17 protein-coding genes are annotated in these 18,936 nt (G+C 62.5%); 10 read left to right on the top strand and 7 right to left on the bottom strand.

Annotated features, from left to right (window positions below; translation table 11 throughout):
* The first annotated feature begins 194 nt into the window (after positions 1-194).
* The 3 genes from GQO94_RS07740 to GQO94_RS07750 are packed head-to-tail and all read left to right on the top strand — an operon-like array spanning position 195 to position 3,236.
* Positions 195-1,577 (top strand): MFS transporter, encoded by a 1,383-nt coding sequence (locus GQO94_RS07740; protein WP_156840561.1) that lies wholly within the window; start codon positions 195-197, stop codon positions 1,575-1,577.
* On the top strand, positions 1,549-2,433 hold the full coding sequence (locus GQO94_RS07745; RefSeq protein ID WP_156840562.1) for an amidohydrolase family protein: 885 nt from the start codon (positions 1,549-1,551) through the stop codon (positions 2,431-2,433). Before GQO94_RS07740 ends, GQO94_RS07745 begins: the two co-directional genes overlap by 29 nt.
* Positions 2,434-2,435: 2 nt before the next feature.
* A complete protein-coding gene (locus GQO94_RS07750; protein ID WP_156840563.1) occupies positions 2,436-3,236 on the top strand; it encodes an amidohydrolase family protein in 801 nt (266 codons plus the stop codon).
* A 10-nt stretch (positions 3,237-3,246) separates the two neighbouring features.
* Here GQO94_RS07750 and GQO94_RS07755 read toward each other — a convergent pair whose 3' ends face one another.
* The 3 genes from GQO94_RS07755 to GQO94_RS07765 are packed head-to-tail and all read right to left on the bottom strand — an operon-like array spanning position 3,247 to position 6,529.
* Complete coding sequence (locus GQO94_RS07755; protein ID WP_156840564.1) at positions 3,247-4,656, bottom strand: aldehyde dehydrogenase family protein; 1,410 nt, start codon at positions 4,654-4,656, stop codon at positions 3,247-3,249.
* 17 nt (positions 4,657-4,673) lie between these two features.
* Complete coding sequence (locus GQO94_RS07760) at positions 4,674-5,606, bottom strand: DUF6282 family protein (RefSeq protein ID WP_156840565.1); 933 nt, start codon at positions 5,604-5,606, stop codon at positions 4,674-4,676.
* Positions 5,603-6,529, bottom strand: coding sequence for a hypothetical protein (locus tag GQO94_RS07765; RefSeq protein WP_156840566.1), 927 nt, complete (start codon positions 6,527-6,529; stop codon positions 5,603-5,605). The genes GQO94_RS07760 and GQO94_RS07765 overlap by 4 nt, the downstream gene beginning before the upstream one ends.
* A 268-nt stretch (positions 6,530-6,797) precedes the next feature.
* On the opposite strand from GQO94_RS07765, the gene GQO94_RS07770 reads away from it, so the two are divergent.
* From GQO94_RS07770 to GQO94_RS07780, 3 genes are read left to right on the top strand one after another with little or no spacing between them, the layout of a single operon-like run.
* Positions 6,798-8,954: an acetate--CoA ligase family protein gene (locus GQO94_RS07770; protein ID WP_198045865.1), complete on the top strand. Its 2,157-nt coding sequence runs from the start codon at positions 6,798-6,800 to the stop codon at positions 8,952-8,954.
* Positions 8,951-9,805, top strand: a complete 855-nt coding sequence (locus GQO94_RS07775) for a p-hydroxycinnamoyl CoA hydratase/lyase (protein ID WP_156840567.1) — start codon at positions 8,951-8,953, stop codon at positions 9,803-9,805. The genes GQO94_RS07770 and GQO94_RS07775 overlap by 4 nt, the downstream gene beginning before the upstream one ends.
* On the top strand, positions 9,802-10,137 hold the full coding sequence (locus GQO94_RS07780; protein WP_156840568.1) for a carboxymuconolactone decarboxylase family protein: 336 nt from the start codon (positions 9,802-9,804) through the stop codon (positions 10,135-10,137). Before GQO94_RS07775 ends, GQO94_RS07780 begins: the two co-directional genes overlap by 4 nt.
* On the opposite strand, the gene GQO94_RS07785 is transcribed toward GQO94_RS07780, so the two are convergent.
* Positions 10,134-11,753 carry a GMC family oxidoreductase gene (locus GQO94_RS07785; protein WP_156840569.1) on the bottom strand — a complete coding sequence of 540 codons (1,620 nt, stop codon included), beginning with the start codon at positions 11,751-11,753 and terminating at the stop codon, positions 10,134-10,136. The two genes, GQO94_RS07780 and GQO94_RS07785, sit on opposite strands and share 4 nt — an antisense overlap.
* A 162-nt stretch (positions 11,754-11,915) precedes the next feature.
* Here GQO94_RS07785 and GQO94_RS07790 point away from each other — a divergent pair, with 162 nt between their 5' ends.
* Positions 11,916-13,424: an aldehyde dehydrogenase family protein gene (locus GQO94_RS07790; RefSeq protein WP_156840570.1), complete on the top strand. Its 1,509-nt coding sequence runs from the start codon at positions 11,916-11,918 to the stop codon at positions 13,422-13,424.
* Here the strand turns inward: GQO94_RS07790 and GQO94_RS07795 are convergent.
* From GQO94_RS07795 to GQO94_RS07805, 3 genes are all read right to left on the bottom strand, one after another.
* Positions 13,418-14,341: an IclR family transcriptional regulator gene (locus GQO94_RS07795; RefSeq protein WP_156840571.1), complete on the bottom strand. Its 924-nt coding sequence runs from the start codon at positions 14,339-14,341 to the stop codon at positions 13,418-13,420. The two genes, GQO94_RS07790 and GQO94_RS07795, sit on opposite strands and share 7 nt — an antisense overlap.
* Positions 14,308-14,823: a VOC family protein gene (locus GQO94_RS07800; RefSeq protein WP_156840572.1), complete on the bottom strand. Its 516-nt coding sequence runs from the start codon at positions 14,821-14,823 to the stop codon at positions 14,308-14,310. Before GQO94_RS07800 ends, GQO94_RS07795 begins: the two co-directional genes overlap by 34 nt.
* 80 nt (positions 14,824-14,903) lie before the next feature.
* The gene (locus GQO94_RS07805; RefSeq protein WP_156840573.1) at positions 14,904-15,851 is read right to left on the bottom strand and encodes a LysR family transcriptional regulator; all 948 of its coding nucleotides are present in this window, start codon (positions 15,849-15,851) and stop codon (positions 14,904-14,906) included.
* Between the two features lie 105 nt (positions 15,852-15,956).
* Between GQO94_RS07805 and GQO94_RS07810 the strand changes: the two genes are divergently transcribed.
* Genes GQO94_RS07810 through GQO94_RS07820 form a run of 3 tightly spaced genes read left to right on the top strand, consistent with a single transcriptional unit; the run spans position 15,957 to position 18,924 of the window.
* On the top strand, positions 15,957-16,796 hold the full coding sequence (locus tag GQO94_RS07810) for an alpha/beta fold hydrolase (RefSeq protein WP_408636604.1): 840 nt from the start codon (positions 15,957-15,959) through the stop codon (positions 16,794-16,796).
* Entirely contained in the window at positions 16,793-17,986 is a 1,194-nt protein-coding gene (locus GQO94_RS07815) for an LLM class flavin-dependent oxidoreductase (RefSeq protein WP_156840575.1), read from the top strand. Before GQO94_RS07810 ends, GQO94_RS07815 begins: the two co-directional genes overlap by 4 nt.
* A complete protein-coding gene (locus tag GQO94_RS07820; RefSeq protein WP_156840576.1) occupies positions 17,986-18,924 on the top strand; it encodes an alpha/beta hydrolase in 939 nt (312 codons plus the stop codon). Before GQO94_RS07815 ends, GQO94_RS07820 begins: the two co-directional genes overlap by 1 nt.
* Positions 18,925-18,936 lie beyond the last annotated feature (12 nt).

Raw genomic sequence — 18,936 nt, forward strand, 5'->3', positions numbered from 1 at the left:
TCAGGACAGGATCGCAATCACTGCCTTGCCCGTGCGGATCGAGGTCAGGGGCGTTCTTCGCGTTGCCTAATCCCGAATGGCCGGTGATTATTTCACACATTTGTCTATTGCAAGTGGGATTATACAAAAACGAATAGAATTTGACATTGGGCCGGATGGGTGGTCCACGTTAAGCAGCGCTGGGAGAGATAAAATTGGCAGGTCCGAAACCAGATCAGGGCGCATGGTCGCCCGACACCATGAGCCCCTATCAGTACATGGTCATAGCCTTGTGCTTCCTGGCTAATGTGACCGACGGGTTTGACGTCGTCTCGCTGGCGCTGGCTGCTCCGGTGCTGTCGCGCGAGTGGACGATCGATCCCGCCATGATGGGGGCGCTTTTCAGTGCGGCCGCGGTTGGCCTGACGGTAGGCGCCTTCGTCGTCGCGCCGCAGGCAGATAGGATCGGACGTCGGCCTGTCATGATCGGGGCCGTTGCCTGCCTCGCGCTTACGCTGACGGTAACCGGTCTTGCAACGGCGATATGGCAGCTGCTGGTTCTGCGGTTCGTCACCGGAATTGCGCTCGGCACGCTGGTCGTCTGCCTCAACACCACAGTGGCCGAATATGCCAGTCGCGAGAGGCGCAACATCTGTCTGGCAGTGCTGCACATGGGTTTTACCCTGGGGATGATTCTCGGAAGCGGGATCGCCGCGCTTGTGTTGGAAACGATCGGGTGGCGTTCGATCTTCTTCGCTGCCGGCGCCCTCAATTTCGTGGTGTTTTTCGGGGCGATCTTCCTGCTGGGCGAGTCGCCGGTATTCCTCGCCACCCGCCGGCGCCCATCGGATCTCCTAAAATTGAACCGTATCGGCGATCGGATGCGCATTCCCTCGCTTGCCGAACTCGTCAGTCCGATAACGCAATCCGCATCGGAGAAGGCCGGCGGCAAGATGAAGCTCCTGCTGGCCGGCGACTTGCGTCAACGCACGATCCTGCTGTGGGTCGCATCGCTGACGTATGCGATCGTCGGCTACTTCCTGATGAACTGGAAGCCGACGATCCTGAACAACGCCGGCCTCTCGCCCACTCTGGCGGCGGCCAGCGGCATGATCACCGGTGCCTGCGGATCGCTCGGTCACCTCGCCATGGGTCTATGGGCGCGCAAGGCAGGCGAGGGGCGGTTGACTGCGATCTTCTTCGCCTGCGCAGCGGTGACCTTGGTGATATTCGGGCTTCAGCCCCCGAACCCGATCTTTCTGTTGGCTATGGCGGGTATCACGACGTTCTTCGTCGTGGGCGCCTATACCGGGATCTTCCTCGTCACGGTGATCATGTACCCGCCATCGGTGCAGAATACCGGAATGGGCTTCGTCGTCGGCTTCGGGCGTATCGGCGCCATCATCGGGCCGATGATCGGAGGCTTCCTTCTGAGCGCCGGCTTCGACCGCATGGCGACGTATTTTATCTTTTCTGCCATTGCCGTCATTCCTGCAGTCACGATGCATTTGGCAAACCGCATCGCGCTGCGCGATCTGAGCAGCGGTGGCCCTGCAGTAGGAGTGTCCGATGACGAGCGCGCAGCCAGAGCTGTTTGACGCGCACGCCCATTTCTTCTCTTCCGATTGCGCGCGCTATCCCATCGATGTGACGGGAGCGCGGGAAGGGGAGGAGGCCATTCGCAAGCGCATCGCAGCAGATCCTCTGGACGAAGAGACACTGCTGGCGCTTTGGCGGGAATGCGGCGTGTCGGGCGGCGCCGCGGTGCAGTACAACTCGGTCTACAAGACCGATAACCGGTATGCGATCGAGGTGGGCGATCGGAACCGCGACATGACCGGAACCGTGGTGATGCTGCCCGCCGCCGATCCCGGCACACCCGATCACATCGCCCGGTTGGGTAGGGCGCACAATGTCACTGGCTTGCGATTGTTCGGCCAGCCCGACGCAGATGGAACCTACCCCTGGCTCGACTCCGGACCGGCGCTGGAGACATGGCGCGCGGTCGCGAACGCGGGCATGGCGATGGTCGTGATGTACGTGCCCGGCACTGTCACCGCGCGCGCGATCGCCTCCATCGTGACGCTGGCCAAGACCTTCCCCGAAGTGCCGATCGCGATCGATCACTGCGGCTGGGCGGGCAGCGGCACGGCGCAGGAGGATCGTCCGTTGGAAGCCATTGTCGCCCTAGAAAATATTTCGTTGAAATTCACTCAGATCAATATCAATCGCTGGCGCGCAAATGGTTATGATCCATCGGAATATCTTACCCGATTGACCGATCTTGTGGGTCCGGACCGGGTCATGTGGGGTTCGGATGTGGGCAACACGCAAATGCTATTTCCCGCGCTCGTCGCAGAGGCCGTGGCCGCCACATCCCGCTTGTCCGAACGGGATCGGCACAAGGTGCTGTCGACAAATGGCCGCGCGATGTTTCTGCGCGAGGAGGCGTGACAGTGTCGTCCCCGGAGCCGCCGATCATCGATGCGCACTGCCACGTCTTTACCAGTGCCATGCCCTTCACGGATAACGCCTGGGCTCGGCCGGATTACGAATATCCGGTAGAGCGCTACCTCGCCGACCTCGATAGGCATGGCGTGTCTTTCGGGGTGATCACTGCGGCAAGCCTTTATGGCGACTATAACGACTATACGCTTTCGGTGTTGGATCGCTACGACCGGCTCCGCGCCACGGTCATGCTCGATCTTGATACTTCGCCGCAGGATATGGCGCGGCTCTATACCGCGGGCGTTCGCGGCGTACGGTTCCAGATCGCACCCTCGGTGGAGTTGCCGGATCTCGAGGGCTATCGGTTTCGCCGCTTCGTGACGCGGCTTGCGGATGCGAACCTGCATCTCGAACTGAATCTGTCGGGGCCCCAACTCTCACGGATGATCCCGAGTCTGGCCAAGAGCGGGGTAAAGATCGTCGTCGATCACTTCGGCTTGCTGCGATCCGAGGACGGCATGGAGGGCGCCGGGTTTCGCGCGGCGCTTTCCTCTCTTGCGAATGGCCGGACATGGATCAAGGTGTCCGCTGGGTTTCGCCTGCCGCAAGATGAATTGCCTGGGTATGCCGCCCGCCTTCTGGCGGAAGCCGGTCCGGAACGCCTGCTATGGGGCAGCGATGCGCCTTATGTCGGGTGCGAGGACACGATGGATTACGGAAAGGCGCTGGCCCTATTCTACCGCATCGTGCCCGACGCAGCCGTGCGCCGCGCCATTTCCGATACGGGCTTGAGACTCTATTTCTTTTAGGCTGCGTGCGTCACGCAGGCACAGCGGCGTTGATCACTTGCGCCTGCGTATATTCGTGAAAGCCTTCCAGCCCGCCTTCCACGCCGATGCCCGATTGCTTCGTCCCGCGGAACGGAATGCGAGGATCGATCGCCATCAGCTGGTTGATCCAGATCGTGCCCGTTTCGATGCGTAGGGCGACTTCAGTCGCACGGTCGATATCGCGGCTCCAGATGGTGCCGCCCAGGCCGTATTCGGAACGATTGACCCGTTCGATCAGGCTGTCGATATCATCATATTTCAAGACCGGCAGGACCGGACCGAACTGTTCCTCGCGCACCAGGGGGGCATCATCATCGATGTCGCGCACGATGGTCGGCGGAATGAAAAAGCCTTCGCGATCGAGCGCGGATCCGCCTGCAATGATGTGACCGTGCTCCCGCGTCCGGTCGAGAAGATCCGAGACTTTTTCGAACTGCTGCCGGTTCTGCAAAGGCCCGATCTGCGCGCCCTGTTTGGCACCATCGTCGACGATGGCCTCCTTCGCGAGACGCGCCAGCTCTTCGCAGAATTCATCGTAGATCGTTGCAGGAACATAGGCGCGCTTGATCGCGACACAGATCTGGCCCGCGTTGCGCATCGCGCCAGCAAAGACCTGTCCCGCCGCTTCCTTGGGGTCGACGTCGTCGAGCACGATCGAAGCGTCGTTTCCGCCCAGTTCGAGTGTGATGCGTTTCAGGCCCGCCGCGGCAGAGGCCATGACCTTACGGCCGGTCTCGGTGGACCCGGTAAAGGAGATCTTGTCGACCTCGGGATGCGCGGTCAGCTTGCCGCCCAGCTCGTTTTCGTCACAGATCACGTTGACCACGCCGGCGGGAATTATATCGCTACAGACCTCCGCAAACAGCAGCGCCGTAAGCGGCGTGGTCGGCGCGGGTTTGATCACGATCGTATTGCCCGAAACCAGCGCCGGCGCGAACTTGTTCACGAGCAGGATGAGCGGGAAGTTCCACGGGACGATCGCAGCCACCACGCCTAGGGGGCGCCGATATTCGGTCACTCGCTTGCCGGCTTCTTCCATCAACTTACGCGGTTCCTGCCGCATCGCGCCAAATGCGCGCATGACGCCGATCGAACCCATGACCTCGCCGCGCGCCTGATCGAGCGGCTTGCCTTGCTCGGCCGTCAACGATGCCGCAAATTCATCGATCCGCCGTTCCATGGCATTGGCGACTTCGCCAACCAGCCTGCTACGCTCGTCGATAGGAGTGGCGGCCCAACCCGGAAACGCACGGCGGGCCGCGCCGACCGCAAGCTCGAGCTGCGCTTCGTCGGCCTTGGGGCACTGGGCAAAGACTTGTCCCGTTGCCGGGTTGACCACGCCAAAGGTGCTTGCACCCTGGACGCGATCCCCGTCGATCAGCATCGCGTATTCGGTCATCCCGTCAGCTCCTGAATTCAGATTGCGCCCTGCCGCTCGGCGACGCGCTCGGCCTGGTCGGTCGCTTCCACTTCGTCGAGACCCACCAGCCGTGCCGCGTTGCCGGCGATCAGTTGGCGGATGTCGGTGTCGGTGTAATCGAGGTCGATCAGCATCTGGATCACGTGGCGCAGGCCCTCGACCGGGGTGGGATTGCCCACTTGTCCCAGATCCGATCCGATGATGGTCTGGGCGACGCCGCCCGCCTCGATACAGTCCCGCAGGCTTTCGAGCGTGTAATTCTTGCCCTGAACACCGGCCCACATGCACGAGCTGTGTTCCAGGAAGGCGCCCATTTTCGCCAGCTCGGCCATGTCCGCAGCGTTGCATCCGATGAGAAACGTCGGATGATTGACGAGCAGGCGCTGCACGCCGCGCCGTTTCGCCTCTGCGAAAAGCGGCCAGATTTCGCTGATATGCAAGTGCCCGGCGGAAAGGACAGCGTCGTAGGCGGCGATCTGGTCGAGGATCTGTTTGACTTCGTCCTTCAAGTCGCCGCGCTCGTCCACCACAGTGAGCATGGTCGGGGCCAGCATCTTGTCCTTGGTCGGCAGGAACTGTTTGCGGTGCGACTGGCGTATGTGGTTGGCCGCGGAGAAGGTCGGCATCCAGACGATCTTTGCACCAAGCTTGAAGCCATGCTCCACCGCATAGGGATTGAGTCCGCCCACGGTGTTGTTCAGGGGCACGCCGGTCAGCAATTTCACCGAGCCCGGCATGATTTCATCGAGCAGCGCGGCAACGGGCGTGACCGAATAATAGTGGTCCTTGAACAGGATCGCGCGCAGGCCGGCTTCTTCGCCCTCTTTGATCGCTTCGACGTGATTGAGCCGTCTCGGCATGACCGATGGGCCGGAGTGGCAGTGCAGGTCGATGGCGCCTTTCAGCAGGTTGTCGATCCGGTCGCTCATTCTGCGTCCTCCGTTATCCGGGCCGTTTCCGGCATTGGGTAGTCCTCGGCGTTGAGGACCCAGCCCGGCTTCATCGAAAAATCCAAGCGCGGTGGGCAGAAGGCGTCGATCAGCCGGTTCAGCCCTTGGTCGATGCCCTGAGACGTGTGGATCGCGGGCGGCGGGATGACCGCGACCGAGGGCGCAGCACAGCGTTCGTGATCGTCGTCCCGCCATTGATTGGAATCGCTGATCCAGGGCCAGCGCAAATGGTGGATATAGTCGCCGTTGAGCGCGATCGAGTACTGCTCGAAATCGTCGTGATGATGCGGCGACAGATTGTCCGCGGCGCGCGGGCCTTCGCGCCCGTCGCCGAAATTCACCATGATGGTAGAGCCACGATAGAGCCGGCCGAAGCGGCCCTGTTCCGGCGGCACGCTGCCCGAATAGATCCGCACCTTGCGGCCACCGACGGGGTCCGGCCAGGGCTGGAATTCGGCCACGTTCGGATCGGGCGTTCGATAGTCCGCGGCATTGGAGCACTGCTCGACCAGATCCTGAGACTGGGTTGTGAACAAGCGCAGCATTCGACCGCCGCCTGTCACGCGCACGATGCTGTCGCCGTCGGGAACGAAGGCGACCGCGCGGCCCTCCATCGGGTAGGTCTGCCCGTCGCTTTCGATTTCGACTGCGCAGCCTTCTTCCGGCAGCACGATCGCATATTCGTCGGGTTGGCCGGAACGGACGAATTCGGCGCCAGGCTCGACCTCGGAATAGGCAACGATCATCGACTGGCCGCGCACTAGCCAGGTTTTGGCGTGCGCCGCCGCTTCCTGAGGGTCCTGCTTATAGAAACGGGCATAGCTGGCGCCCTGAAAGCTCTCAGGGGAGGGCTTGGACTCTGCCGTCGCGAGGGAGGCCCTCAAATCGTTGCGACCGTACATCCGCTTTCCTTCTCCCGGTCCGTTCTTTCGCAGGGCGTCACGCTGCCGCTGCGCCATGCATCATTGGCTTCGCTTGTAACGAGTGCGGGCGAAGGGGGTCCAATCGCGTTCGTGCGGCGTGCCGATACCTCCGTGGCATCAAAGCCGTGGGATAGTTCTTTCCGATACCGAATGGCTATGTGTACGCGGGAAATTCGGCATTGGACGTTATCAACTGTCGCGCCGCAAAACGCCAAAAGACCGGACCGAGCCGGAGCGGGAGAGACATGTGGCCAGTGGTGCCGAGGCGAGCCAGACGATCGAGCGCGAAAGTGTGAGTGGACGTAGCGGGTTGAGCCGAATGCTGCGCCCCCGATCCATCGCGATTGCCGGTGCAAATCCCGATCCTGCCACGATGGGTGGCGCCATCCTCGCCAATTGCGAGCGTTTCGAATTTGCCGGCGACATTCATCTGATCAGCCCGACCCGTAAGGAACTCGGAGGGCGTGATTGCATCGCGTCCGCCGCGGATCTGCCCACTGGCGTTGATGCGGTCGTCTTGAATGTACCACGTGCCGCGATCCGCGAAGCGGCCGAGCAATGCGCCCGGCAAGGCGTGGGCGGCGTTGTCGTCTTCGCTGCGGGGTTCGGCGAAGCGGGGCCCGAGGGGGCCGCCTTGCAAGACGAACTCGCGTCGATCTGCGGCGAAAGCGGCATGGCGATGCTCGGCCCGAATTGTCTTGGTTATGTGAACTATGCGGGCGGGATCGGGCTCAGTTTCGAACCGCTGGCGCCGCGTCCGCTTGCCGGTCGCCGCACCGTTGCCGTCATCGCGCAGAGCGGGGCGGTGTCTTCGGCGATCAGGGGCGCCATGCAGGGACGCGGCATTGCCATTTCGCTCGCCGTGGCCACTGGCAACGAGGCGGTGACGACCACGAGCGACATCGTCGATTTCGTTGTCGAGCAGGGTGGTACCGACGCCATCATCATTTACGCCGAACAGATCCGCAATCCTGCCGCGTTCCTGCAATCGGCGGCCCGTGCCCGCGCGGCGCGCGTGCCGATCATCGTCCTCCACCCCGGTCGCAGCCAGCGCGGACGCGAGGCGGCGCAGTCGCACACCGGTTCGATGGTGGGCAATCATGGGCTGATGCGCTGCGCGCTGGAGCGCGAAGCGGTTGTCGTGGTCGATACGCTGGATGAACTGCTCGACACCGCAGCGCTCATCCATCGCTATCCGGTTCCGTCGCCCGGCGAACTTGCGATCGTGACCAATTCCGGAGCGATCCGGGGAATGAGCTTCGACTTCGCGGAAGATGCGGGGCTCGACCTCGCGCAGGTTTCGGATGAGACCAAAGCACGCCTCGGCGAAATGCTGCCGGGTAGCGAAATCGACAATCCTCTGGACATCGGGACCGCAGGCTACGTCGACGGTTCGATCTTCACGCGTACGAGCGAGGCCATGTTGGCCGACCCGGACGTAAGCGCCGTTCTACTTTCGCTCACGGGTGGTGGCCCCGCGCAACAGCGCGCCAAGGCGGAAGCCCTGATCCCGCTGACGGGATCGACGAAGCCCGTCGCCATGGTCGTGGTCGGCGATGGCTCGGACTTGGATGCCGAATTCATTCGCACGATGCACCAACACGCCATTCCGCTGTACCGCTCGCCCGAACGCGCGATCCGCGCCTTCGCCGCGCTGGATCGCTATGCCGCGGATCTGGGTGAAGCGGAGCGGCGTAGTCCAGCCGCGGATCTCAACTTCGCGTCGGCGGGCGGGGGCGTTCAGCCGGAATATCTCGGCAAGGACCTGCTGCGGACCCTCGGCATTCCAGTGCCCGAAGGCGCGTTGGCAACCACGGTGGACGAGGCGCACGCGATTGCTGCACGCATCGGGTATCCCGTCGTCATCAAGGCGCAGGCCGCGACGCTGGCGCACAAGAGTGACGTGGGCGGCGTGCTACTCAACATCGCCGACGAAGCCGCGCTGACGGCCGCCTGGAAAACGCTGCACGCCAACATCGGCGCGGTGGCATTGGATGGGGTGCTGGTCGAAAAGATGAGTTCGCCTGGCGTCGAGATGATCCTTGGCGCAAGCATGGACGAGGAATGGGGCGCATCGGTGATGGTGGGGCTGGGCGGCGTGCTCACCGAGGCGTTGGCCGCCATTACCTTGATCCCTGCCGATGCCACGCACGAACAGGCAAAGACCAAGATCCTGGCTCTGCGCGGAGCGAGCCTCTTCGGCGCATTCCGGGGCAAGGCTGCGCGCGATGTCGATGCGATCGCCGACGCAGTCGTCAAACTGGGATCGGCCATCCGCGCCGGAACCAATATCGAGCAGATCGAGATCAATCCTCTGGTCGTTCACCAGGAGGGGCATGGCGCAACCGCGCTCGACGCGCTGGTCGTCACGCGGCAGAACACAGCAACGGAGAGTGCACGATGAGCGATACGAATGACATCCCGGGCGGCAAGGACGTGCTCGTCGAATTCGACGACGGGATTGCCTGGGTCTATTTGAATCGCCCCGACAAGCGCAATGCGATGAGCGTGGAATTGGCGCGCGAAATGAATGCCGTGTTCGATGCCTTGGAGATCGACGATCGCGCCAAGGTCATCGTGCTCAGCGGCAAGGGCGAGGCGTTTTCCGCCGGAATGGATCTGCAGGGCTTCTTCCGAGCAACGGACAAAGTGACGGACGTTGCCCGCCATCGCGCTTATCGCGAAACGCGGGCATGGCAGTGGCGCACACTGATTCATTACGCGAAGCCGACGATCGCGATGGTGAACGGCTGGTGTTTCGGCGGAGCGTTCACGCCGCTGATCTGCTGCGACCTGGCGATCACCGACAAGGACGCAACCTTCGGCCTATCCGAAATCAACTGGGGCATCATTCCCGGCGGTGTCGTTTCCAAGGCCATCACCACGCTGATGGGTGACCGTGAGGCGATGTATTACGTGATGACCGGCGAGAAGTTCGACGGCACTCGTGCCAAGGAGCTGGGATTGGTCAACGAGGCCGTGCCCGCCGACAAGCTTCGCGAGCGCACGCGCGAACTGGCGATGGTCCTGCGCGACAAGAACCCGACCGTGCTGCGTCAGGCCCGCATGGCGGTCAAATGGGCGCGCGAGATGGATTGGGAAATGGCATCGGAATATCTGCAGGCCAAAGTCGATCAGACGACCTTCGTCGATCCCGAGAAAGGGCGCGAGCAGGGCTTGAAGCAGTTTCTGGACGAAAAGACGTTCAAGCCTGGTCACGGCCATTACGAAAGGCGCGAAGTCGAGCAATCATGAAGAGACCGAGCAAAGCCAAGGGGGACGAACTCAGCGCAGTCGTCCCCGGCCTCACCGAATTAACCGATCGCGTCCTTTATGGCGAAGTGTGGGAGCGCGAGGGCCTGTCCCCGCGCGACCGGTCGCTGCTGACCGTTGCCTCGCTGATGACGGCGAACCGGTTTCAGCAACTCGAGGCTCACATCGGGCTGGCGCTGGATCACGGCGTAACGCGGGAGGAAATGGGCGAAGCCTTGCTGCATCTCGCGTTCTATTCCTCGTGGCCGGCGTCCATCACTGCGTCGCGCATATTCCTCGAGGTCGTCAAAAAGCGCGACGCCCAGCCGGACTAGGGCCCGACTTGGGCATCCTCGCGGATCATGTCCGCGGCCTTTTCGGCCAGCATGATCACGGCTGCGTTGATATTGGCGCCGGGAATGTCCGGCATCACCGAGGCATCGGCGACGCGCAGCTGCTTGATGCCGCGCACCCGCAACCGGCTGTCCACCACGGCTTCCGCGTCTTCCCCCATGCGGCAGGTGCCCGCCGGATGCTGGGTGATTTTCAGATTCTGGCGGATGAATTCGTCGAGAGCCTCATCATCCTGCGCCTCGGCGCCGGGTGACCGTTCCTTGCTGATCATCTCGGCAAGCGGAGGTTGCGCAAAAATTTTGCGCACGGCGGCGATGCCCCCCCGAATGTCGGCAAAATCCTGCTCGCTATCGAGCAAGTTGAGATCGATGCGCGGGCGCTCTTCGGGATCGGCAGAGCGCAGGCTGACCGTGCCGCGGCTCTCGGGATGAAGCTGCATCACCATGATCGAAAAGACATCATCGAGCCGCTTACCCAGTCCCGGCACCCATAGTTTCGCGTCCAGCCGCACCGGAAGGAAGACCAACTGGATATCCGGCCTGTCCAGCTCGGGCCGAGTCTTGAGCATCAGAATGCCGCTGGTGATCTGACTGGCGAACGGCCCTTTCCCGAACAGTAGCCAACGCAAGACCGACAGACCCGCACGGTCGATCCTCAGCGCGGAAAGGAACGTGTCGGCATCGCTCGCGGCATAAGACATATAGACCAGCGGATGTTCGGACAGGTTTTGGCCAACTGCGGGGCGATCGACGCGAACCGGTATATCGAGTTCTGCGAGATCGGCGGCTGGCCCGATTCCGGACAGCATCAGCAACTGGGGCGAATTGTAGGCGCCTCCGCTCAGGATCACTTCCTTGCGGGCAAGGTACGTCAGGCACTGGCCGTCGCGATGCACCTCTATGCCAGAGGCGCGATCGTCTTCGAAGAGGATGCGCGACGCAAGCGAACGATCGATCACCGTCAGGTTGGGGCGCGACAACGCAGGTTTGAGGTATGCGGCAGACGTGCTGGCCCGATGGCCGCGCGGGCTGACCGTCACCTCGCAGCGTGAAAAGCCTTCCTGTCGTTCGCCGCTGAAATCGTCGGTGAGGGGGTAGCCCGCGGCTTTGACCGCGTCCCGGATGGCGCTTGCCTGCAAATGCTCGTCGGCGACCGGAGAGACCGACATGGGGCCGGTGCCGCCGTGATAGGGACCTTCGCCGCGCCAACTCGTTTCCATCTTGCGAAAATAGGGCAGGACATCGTCGTAACTCCATCCGATGCAGCCCTTTTGGCGCCAGATGTCGTAATCGCGTGAATGCCCGCGCATGTAGATCATGCCGTTGACCGAGGACGAACCACCCAAGACCCGTCCCCGCGGCACGGGCAGCGAACGTCCGGCGAGTTTGGCATCGGGTTCGCTTTGGTATTTCCAGTCGAATTCCGGATTGCCGGCTGCCATCATGAAGCCCAGTGGCATTCGCAGCAGCCAGCTGTCATCCTTGCCGCCGGCTTCGACGAGCAGGACGCGATCCTTGCCGCTTTCGCTCAAACGATTGGCGAGAACGCACCCGGCCGACCCTGCGCCGACCACGATATAATCGAATTCCTCGGCCACGGCCGTGCCTCCGCCTCTTCCCACGATGCATCGAACCCGGCGACAATGCGAGCCTTGATCGTGAAAAGCGTGCGATGTGGGTTGCGTCATGTCAAATACTATTCGATATTCGCAAACGTCTCGACGCGGTTCGGACCATCTTTCCAGCTTGAGAGGATTTCCATGAACACCATCTCCGCCACGAGTGCCCCGACGATCCCGTCGCTGCGTGAAGCGAGGGCATTTGCGGGCCGTAAACACCGGCTGTTCATCGGCGGTAACTGGGTCGATCCGGCAGAAGGACAAGGCTTCGCGACAAGCGATCCCGCAACCGGCGAAAAGCTGGGCGAAATCCCGCGGGGCAGTGACGTGGATGTCGACCGGGCCGTCGCCGCTGCACGCAAGGCGATGGAGGATCCGGCATGGCGCGACATGAAACCGGCGCAGCGTGCACGCCTGATGGAGCGGCTCGCCGACGCCATGGAAAGCGCGATGGACGAGCTGGGGGTGCTGGAATCGCTCGACAACGGCAAATCGCTGCGCGACGCGCGGAATTTCGATCTTCCGCATGCGATCGCGACGGTTCGCTACAATGCGGGCTGGGCCACCAAGCTGACCGGCGAAACGATCTCCCTGTCCGGGCCGGGCAACTGGCATGCCTTCACGCTGAAGGAACCGGTCGGCGTCGTCGCGCAGATCGTGCCGTGGAACGCGCCGCTGGCGATGGCCTGCGCGAAGATCGCTCCGGCTCTGGCGGCAGGGTGCGCGGTGATCCTGAAACCGGCGGAGGAAACGTCGCTGACCGCGCTGCGCCTGGCTGAAATCATCGCAGAAATCGGGTTTCCCGATGGCGTCTTCAACTTGATCACAGGATATGGCGAAGAAGTCGGCGCCGCGCTGACGGCGCATCCCGGGGTAGACAAGGTGACCTTCACCGGTTCGACCGAGGTTGGCCGGCATATCCTGAAAGCCGCAGCGGGTAACTTCAAGCGCGTCACGCTGGAACTGGGCGGGAAGACTCCGGTCATAATCATGCCGGATGCCGACGTGTCGAAGGCGACGATGGGCGCGGCCATGTCGATCTTCGCCAACGCGGGCCAGATCTGCAACGCCGGGTCGCGGCTTTTCGTGCATGAGCGCCATTTCGAGGAAGTGGTCGACGGCGTGGCGAAGATCGCCGAGGGCATCAAGCTGGGTGGCGGGCTCGATCCGGACACGCAGATGGGACCGGTCATCTCCTCTGCCCAGCGCAACCGCATCCATGATTACATCGATGGCGGACTTGCCGATGGGGCGTCGCTTCGTACCGGTGGCAAGCGGCTTGAAAGGACGGGCAATTTCGTCCCGCCGACAGTGCTGACGGGGACCAGCGCAGAAATGGCCGTACGGCGCGAGGAAATCTTCGGTCCGGTCTTGTGCGCAATGTCCTTCTCGGAGGACGATCTCGACGCCATTGCGGCAGAGGCGAACGCCAGCGATTACGGGCTCGGTGCGGTCGTATGGACCAGCAACTTGTCGGCAGCCCACGGCCTTGCGCGCAAGCTGAAGGCAGGCACCGTTCGCGTAAACGGCGGCGGGCTCGACCCGGCGCTTCCGTTCGGAGGTTTCAAGCAGTCCGGCTGGGGACGGGAAAACGGACGCGAGGGGCTGGAGGCCTATACCGAAACGAAGTCGGTCGCGATTTCCTACTGATCCGAACTTGCTAGTGCACTTTGCTGGACGGACCCGCTGAGTTCCAGTCCGGCATCGTGCATGAGCTTCGCGAACGCATCGCGCCTTTCGCCAGAAACGAAGTCGTTCGAACCCAGCAAGGTCAGCGCGGCGACGATCTTGTCGTCGCTGCCAAGGACGGGAACGGAGACGCCTGAAAAATTGCCGTTGAGCTTGCCGATCGTGGTCGCCATTCGCGCTTTGCGGATCGCCTTCAACTCGAGCTCGCGTTCCTTGTCGGAAAGGATGCTGAGGTCGGGCCGGCTGGACCGTTCCGCCTTGATGACCGGCGCGGTTTCCTCCGCCGGAAGATAAGCCAGAAAGACCAGGCCGGTGGCGGTGGTCTGGGTGGGCAGGATCGACCCTATGCGGATTTCGAAAGCGCCCTGATGACTGCCATCTTCCTTCGCGACGATGCACGGCCCCATATCGCCCCACACGGAAAGATAGATCGCGCATTCGGTCTCGTCGCGCAGGCGTCGCAGCACGGGCTGTGATCCTGCGACCACGTCGACCTGGCCGATCGCCGAGAGGGCAAGCTGGATCGCGAAGGCGCCGAGACCATAGCACCCCGTCCTGGCATCCTGGTAGGCCATGCCTTCGCGGATGAAGCTGACGAGGTAGAGGTGGACCTTGCTGGCCGGCATACTGGCACGTTGGGCAATCTCGCGCAGCGGCAAGGGGCCATCGGCCAACCGCAAGACGCGGAGAACGCGAAATCCAACTTCTATCGATTGAACCCGACGGCGCGATTGCACCTTGGTCGCCATAACTTGCAGCGTGCCCCGATTAGAAAGCCCGATCCTAAGCGGATGCCCACCCGTTTGTCCATACGGCCCGGGGGGCTGCAGCAGGGATAGAAGTATCAGGCTTCGGCGGGATGTTTCCTCCGATTCCATTGTGCCAGGATCTCGTGGGCTTCGCCTGCCGCCTCGGCCAGAAAGCCGGGCTCTTCGGTTCTCGCGGCAATTTCCAGCCGCAAACCATTGGGATCAAAGAAATAGACCGATCGGACAAAGCCGTGATCGACCAGCGGTGTAACTTTCACGCCATGGTCTTCCAGCCGCTGTCGCATCGCGTCGACGGATTCGATATCGTCGGTCTCGATGGCGAAATGCTGGACCCAATCGGGGGTGTTGGGGGACGGAGCGGGGGGCTCATCGCCGCCAAGATCGAAGAACGCGATATAGGAACCGTCACCCAGTTCGAAGAAAAAGTGCACGTAGGGTTGTTCCTCCCCGGTGCTGGGAACGCGTTCGCACATCATGCAGTTGACCAGCGGAAGCCCCAGGATGTCCTCGTAGAAGCGACGCGTCTCTTCCGCGTCGCGGCACGGATAGGCGAAGTGATAGAGGCCTTTCAGCTTGCGGGGTTCGGGCATGACATCCTCGTAGCATTTCGAGCGATCGATGCGCTCGATCGCGGATCGTTCCGATGTACCACGCTCAAAAGGGCGGCATGTCACCCCAAGGGGGGGACATGTCCGTCGCTGGCATGGCCGTCTTCGCCTGTTTCCCGATCGCGGCGCTCGAACATGGCGATAAATCGCTGAAGCGCGGCGGAATTGTCCCGGGCTCGACAAACCAGAAGGACCTCGAACGATACCTTGAGATCGCTGATTGGGATCAGGCGAATCTTGTGCAGCGACGACAGCGGCGGCGTCGCGGTTACGAACCCGACGCCCATCCCGGTCGCGACGAGACTGAGCATGATCGAGTTCGTGGTGCATTCCTGGATGATCCGGGGTGCAGTGCCGGCTTCCGCACACGCCGCCATCAGGCGCTCGTAATACCGCGGTGCCGACTTGCGCATAGGCCAGAGCACCGATTCCCGCTCGAGTTCGGCCAGGCTGATCGCGTCCCGATCCGCCAAGCGGTGGCCCTCGCAAACAGCCACCATCGTATTGCCCTCGCCGATACGGTGCAGGTCGAGCATGGGCGCGTCGCGATCGTCGACATGAACGTCGTAGACGATGCCGGCATCGAGCAGACCGTCCTTGATGGCCATGATCTGCTGCAGCGAACTCATGGAGCGCATGTCCAGTTCGACGGCCGGTTCCGCTTCGCGGAATTCGCGCAATCCCTCTGAGATGAAATGATGCGCAGCGATGATTTCGCTGAGGCCAACGCGGATCGTGCCGAGGTGACCGCTTGCCAGTCTGCGAGCGCGGTCCACCGCACGGTCGACGCGGGAGAGGAGTTCTTCGGTCTCCTCCAGAAATATCCGACCGGCATCGGACAATCGCACACCGCGTGGCAGCCGCTCGAACAGTTCTACGCCGAGTTCGGTTTCGAGGTCTCTGATCTGCCGCGTAAGTGCGGGTTGGGCCACGCCAAGCTGCAGCGCGGCGCGACCGAAATGCTCCTCTCGGCCGATCGCCCGAAAATATCGAAGATGGCGCAGTTCCATCCGCTTTGCATACCGTTTGGTTATCAAAACTTCAAATACAAAGAATTGGACCTATCGGTTCGAAATGCGGTGAATGGCAGCGTAAAGTGTCGAATGGAGAGGAAAATGTTAGCAGCGCCGCCAACCGGCCTGGACTTCGCCGATCGCGAAATCCTCGACGTGCTCGGTTCGCAAATCGAGCTGTTTCGTGCCGGGTCCGGCCCGAATCTCCTGTATCTTCACGGGATCGACGCGATTGAGGGATCGGCTCCTTTCATCCGGGAGCTCGCCAAGAATTTTTCGGTGATTGCGCCCTCGCATCCGGGTTTCGGCGCGTCGGATTGCCCGGCCCGTTTCGATCGAGTGGACGACATCGCCTATCTCTATCTCGATATGCTGGGTCTACTTGGCATCGACGCGTGTGTCGTCGTCGGTTCGTCCTTTGGCGCATGGGTGGCCGCCGAACTGCTGACCAAGCGCCCCGAACTCGCTCAAGCGCTGGTGCTGGAATCTCCGTTGGGCCTGCCGACGGCGAATCGCCGGGAGCGGAACGTCGAAGACCTATTCATGCTGTCCCGGCAGCAGTTCAACCAGATTGCCAGCATCGAGGCTCTGCCGCCGAAGGACATGGACGAAAGCCAACTGCGCCGCGAAATGCGCCGCGACGAAGCGCTGAGCCTCTTCGGATGGACGCCGTATATGAGCAATCCAAAGCTCGCGGAGCGCATGCACCGCATAGCATGTCCCACGCTGATCGTCTGGGGCGAGGACGACGCGCTGATCCGCGCGGGCTACCGCAAGACGTTCGCCGCGGCATTGCCGTCGGCACGGGTGGAAGTCGTCGAGGACGCCGGGCACTGCATTCATACCGATCAAAGCGAAGCGCTGGCCGCTCTCGTGCGCGAGTTCGCCGGCGGACGTGCGGGCGTTGAAGCGAGACAGGAAGTGAACGGGGGCGTCGCATGAAAATCTGGCAATTTACCGAGCAGGCTTATCATCCGGCGTTCGAAACACCCGGTTCGATGCGCGTGACTGTGCCGCAGAACTGCTGCGATCCCGATGTCGCGCACAACTTGTTGAACCGTTATCTCGATGAGTACCTGCTCGCTGACGAACTCGGCCTCAACATCATGGTCAACGAGCATCACGCCGCTGCGACCTGCATGTCGACGTCCTGCATGACGACCCTGGCCATTCTGGCACGCCAGACCAAGCAGGCACGTCTACTAGCGCTCGGCATTCCCCTGGCCAATCGTTCCAGCCCGCTGCGCGTGGCGGAGGAAATCGCCCTGGTCGACGCGCTGTCCAACGGCCGCCTTGAAGTCGGGCTGGTCAAAGGCGCGTCTTACGAACTGTTCATGTCGAACCGCCAACCTACCGGTTTCATGGACCGGTTCTGGGAAGCGCATGACCTGATCCTGGCGGCCCTTGCCAACGAAGGCGACAATTTCTCCTGGGAAGGCGAGCATTTCCACTATCGCACGGTCAGCATGTGGCCGCGCCCGGTGCAGCAGCCGCACCCGCCGATCTGGATGACCGCATCGAGCGCCTCGAGCTCGCGGACGTACGGAGCAATGGGCTATACTTGCGCGACCTTCCTGTCGGGCGCGGTGGCTCGCTCGGTCTTCGCTGGATACCGCGAAGCCTATGCCGAAAAGTTCGGCGTTCAACCGCATCGCGACAAGCTGGCCTACCTTGCTCTGATAGCCTGCGCGAGCGACCGCGAGACCGCGTTCCGGCGGGCTGAAAAGATGAAGAGCTATTTCACCACCGCGGCCCGGCTGGAGCCGCAATACCGCAATCCACGCGGGTTCAGCCCGGTCGAGGCGAACGTGCGGATGTTGCGCGCCGATGCCAATGCCATGCGTCCCAAAACGCGAAGCGGTGTCGCCGTGCCGGTCGACGGCACGATCGAACAATACATGGATGCCGGCCTGATGTTCGTGGGAACGCCGGACGAGGTCTATGACCAGCTGGAGCGGTTCCACACCGAGACCGGGGGCTTCGGCAATCTGCTCATGATGGGCCAGGCCGGGGAACTGGATCACGAGGACACGGTCGACAACCTGACCCTGATGGCACGCGAAGTCGCACCGCGCCTCGCCGAATTGTCGGACGTTCCGATGGACGATGTGCGGTACGAAGCTGTCGGCTGATGCTGCGGGCGGCGGCCTCTGACGGTTCGGCACGCATGGCCCCCGGTCTTGCGCGGTATGTCGAACTGTTTCGCGCTCGCCCACCCGTCGACACGCTGGAGGCCACGCGCCTGAATTCCGATCTCCGTGCGCATTTGCTGGAGCCGGATGGCGCGCCGCGCGGTCGACATTTCGACACGAGCGTCTCGCTGCCTGGCCACGATGTTCCGGTCCGCATCCACTCGCCCACGCAGCGGCGGGGCGAGGGCGCTATCTGCTATTTCCACGGCGGCGGCTTTGCTTTCGGCAGCGTCGCCATGCTGGACGTCGCGACGGCACGAATTTGCGAACTGACCGGCTTTCCCGTCGTCAGCGCGAACTACCGGCGTCTGCCCGATAGCGACTTCGAAGGCACGCGCGAGGATTGCCGCGGCGTCTTCGAATGGATGGTCCGCAACGCCAACCTGATCGACTGTGCGGCCGATAGGACCGTGCTGTCGGGTGACAGTGTCGGTGCGTTTCTTGCATTGCTGACGGCCCTCGAAGCTCCGGTCGGCCAAGGCCCCTCGGGGTTGCTGCTGTTCTACGGCGCCTATGCAATGGGCCTTGCTGACATCGACTATGAGCATACAGGCGATCCGCTGCTGACCAGAGATCGGATCGCCGCGACCACGACCATGTTTCGCGATGGCGGCGGCGCTGAGATGGGAAGCGTTTTCGAGCACGCGGCGATGTCGCAACTGCCGCCCACCCACGTCGTCGCGGCAGAGCTCGATCCCCTGGCTGCGGACAGCCGCCGGCTCGTGTCGGTCCTGAAAAGCGCCGGCGTCGCGGTCACCACGCAGACCGCCCCTGGGATGATCCACGGCTTCGTGCGCGCTTGCGGCACTTCGCCGGAAGCGCGTGAACAACTTCAGGCTGCATGCGAGGCGCTGGTAAAACAACAAAAACGTCCCTGAACTCGGGGATTG

It is taken from the genome of Novosphingobium aquimarinum, from assembly GCF_009746585.1.
Lineage (GTDB): Bacteria > Pseudomonadota > Alphaproteobacteria > Sphingomonadales > Sphingomonadaceae > Novosphingobium > Novosphingobium aquimarinum.

What these genes read in the sequence shown, in the direction of transcription:
- GQO94_RS07810 (WP_408636604.1), top strand. Translation starts at nt 15,957, where the DNA reads ATGTTAGCAGCGCCGCCAACCGGCCTGGACTTCGCCGATCGCGAAATC.
- GQO94_RS07775 (WP_156840567.1), top strand. Translation starts at nt 8,951, where the DNA reads ATGAGCGATACGAATGACATCCCGGGCGGCAAGGACGTGCTCGTCGAA.
- GQO94_RS07765 (WP_156840566.1), bottom strand. Translation starts at nt 6,529, where the DNA reads ATGTACGGTCGCAACGATTTGAGGGCCTCCCTCGCGACGGCAGAGTCC.
- GQO94_RS07815 (WP_156840575.1), top strand. Translation starts at nt 16,793, where the DNA reads ATGAAAATCTGGCAATTTACCGAGCAGGCTTATCATCCGGCGTTCGAA.
- GQO94_RS07800 (WP_156840572.1), bottom strand. Translation starts at nt 14,823, where the DNA reads ATGCCCGAACCCCGCAAGCTGAAAGGCCTCTATCACTTCGCCTATCCG.
- GQO94_RS07745 (WP_156840562.1), top strand. Translation starts at nt 1,549, where the DNA reads ATGACGAGCGCGCAGCCAGAGCTGTTTGACGCGCACGCCCATTTCTTC.
- GQO94_RS07755 (WP_156840564.1), bottom strand. Translation starts at nt 4,656, where the DNA reads ATGACCGAATACGCGATGCTGATCGACGGGGATCGCGTCCAGGGTGCA.
- GQO94_RS07795 (WP_156840571.1), bottom strand. Translation starts at nt 14,341, where the DNA reads ATGGAATCGGAGGAAACATCCCGCCGAAGCCTGATACTTCTATCCCTG.
- GQO94_RS07780 (WP_156840568.1), top strand. Translation starts at nt 9,802, where the DNA reads ATGAAGAGACCGAGCAAAGCCAAGGGGGACGAACTCAGCGCAGTCGTC.
- GQO94_RS07805 (WP_156840573.1), bottom strand. Translation starts at nt 15,851, where the DNA reads ATGGAACTGCGCCATCTTCGATATTTTCGGGCGATCGGCCGAGAGGAG.
- GQO94_RS07790 (WP_156840570.1), top strand. Translation starts at nt 11,916, where the DNA reads ATGAACACCATCTCCGCCACGAGTGCCCCGACGATCCCGTCGCTGCGT.
- GQO94_RS07820 (WP_156840576.1), top strand. Translation starts at nt 17,986, where the DNA reads ATGCTGCGGGCGGCGGCCTCTGACGGTTCGGCACGCATGGCCCCCGGT.
- GQO94_RS07760 (WP_156840565.1), bottom strand. Translation starts at nt 5,606, where the DNA reads ATGAGCGACCGGATCGACAACCTGCTGAAAGGCGCCATCGACCTGCAC.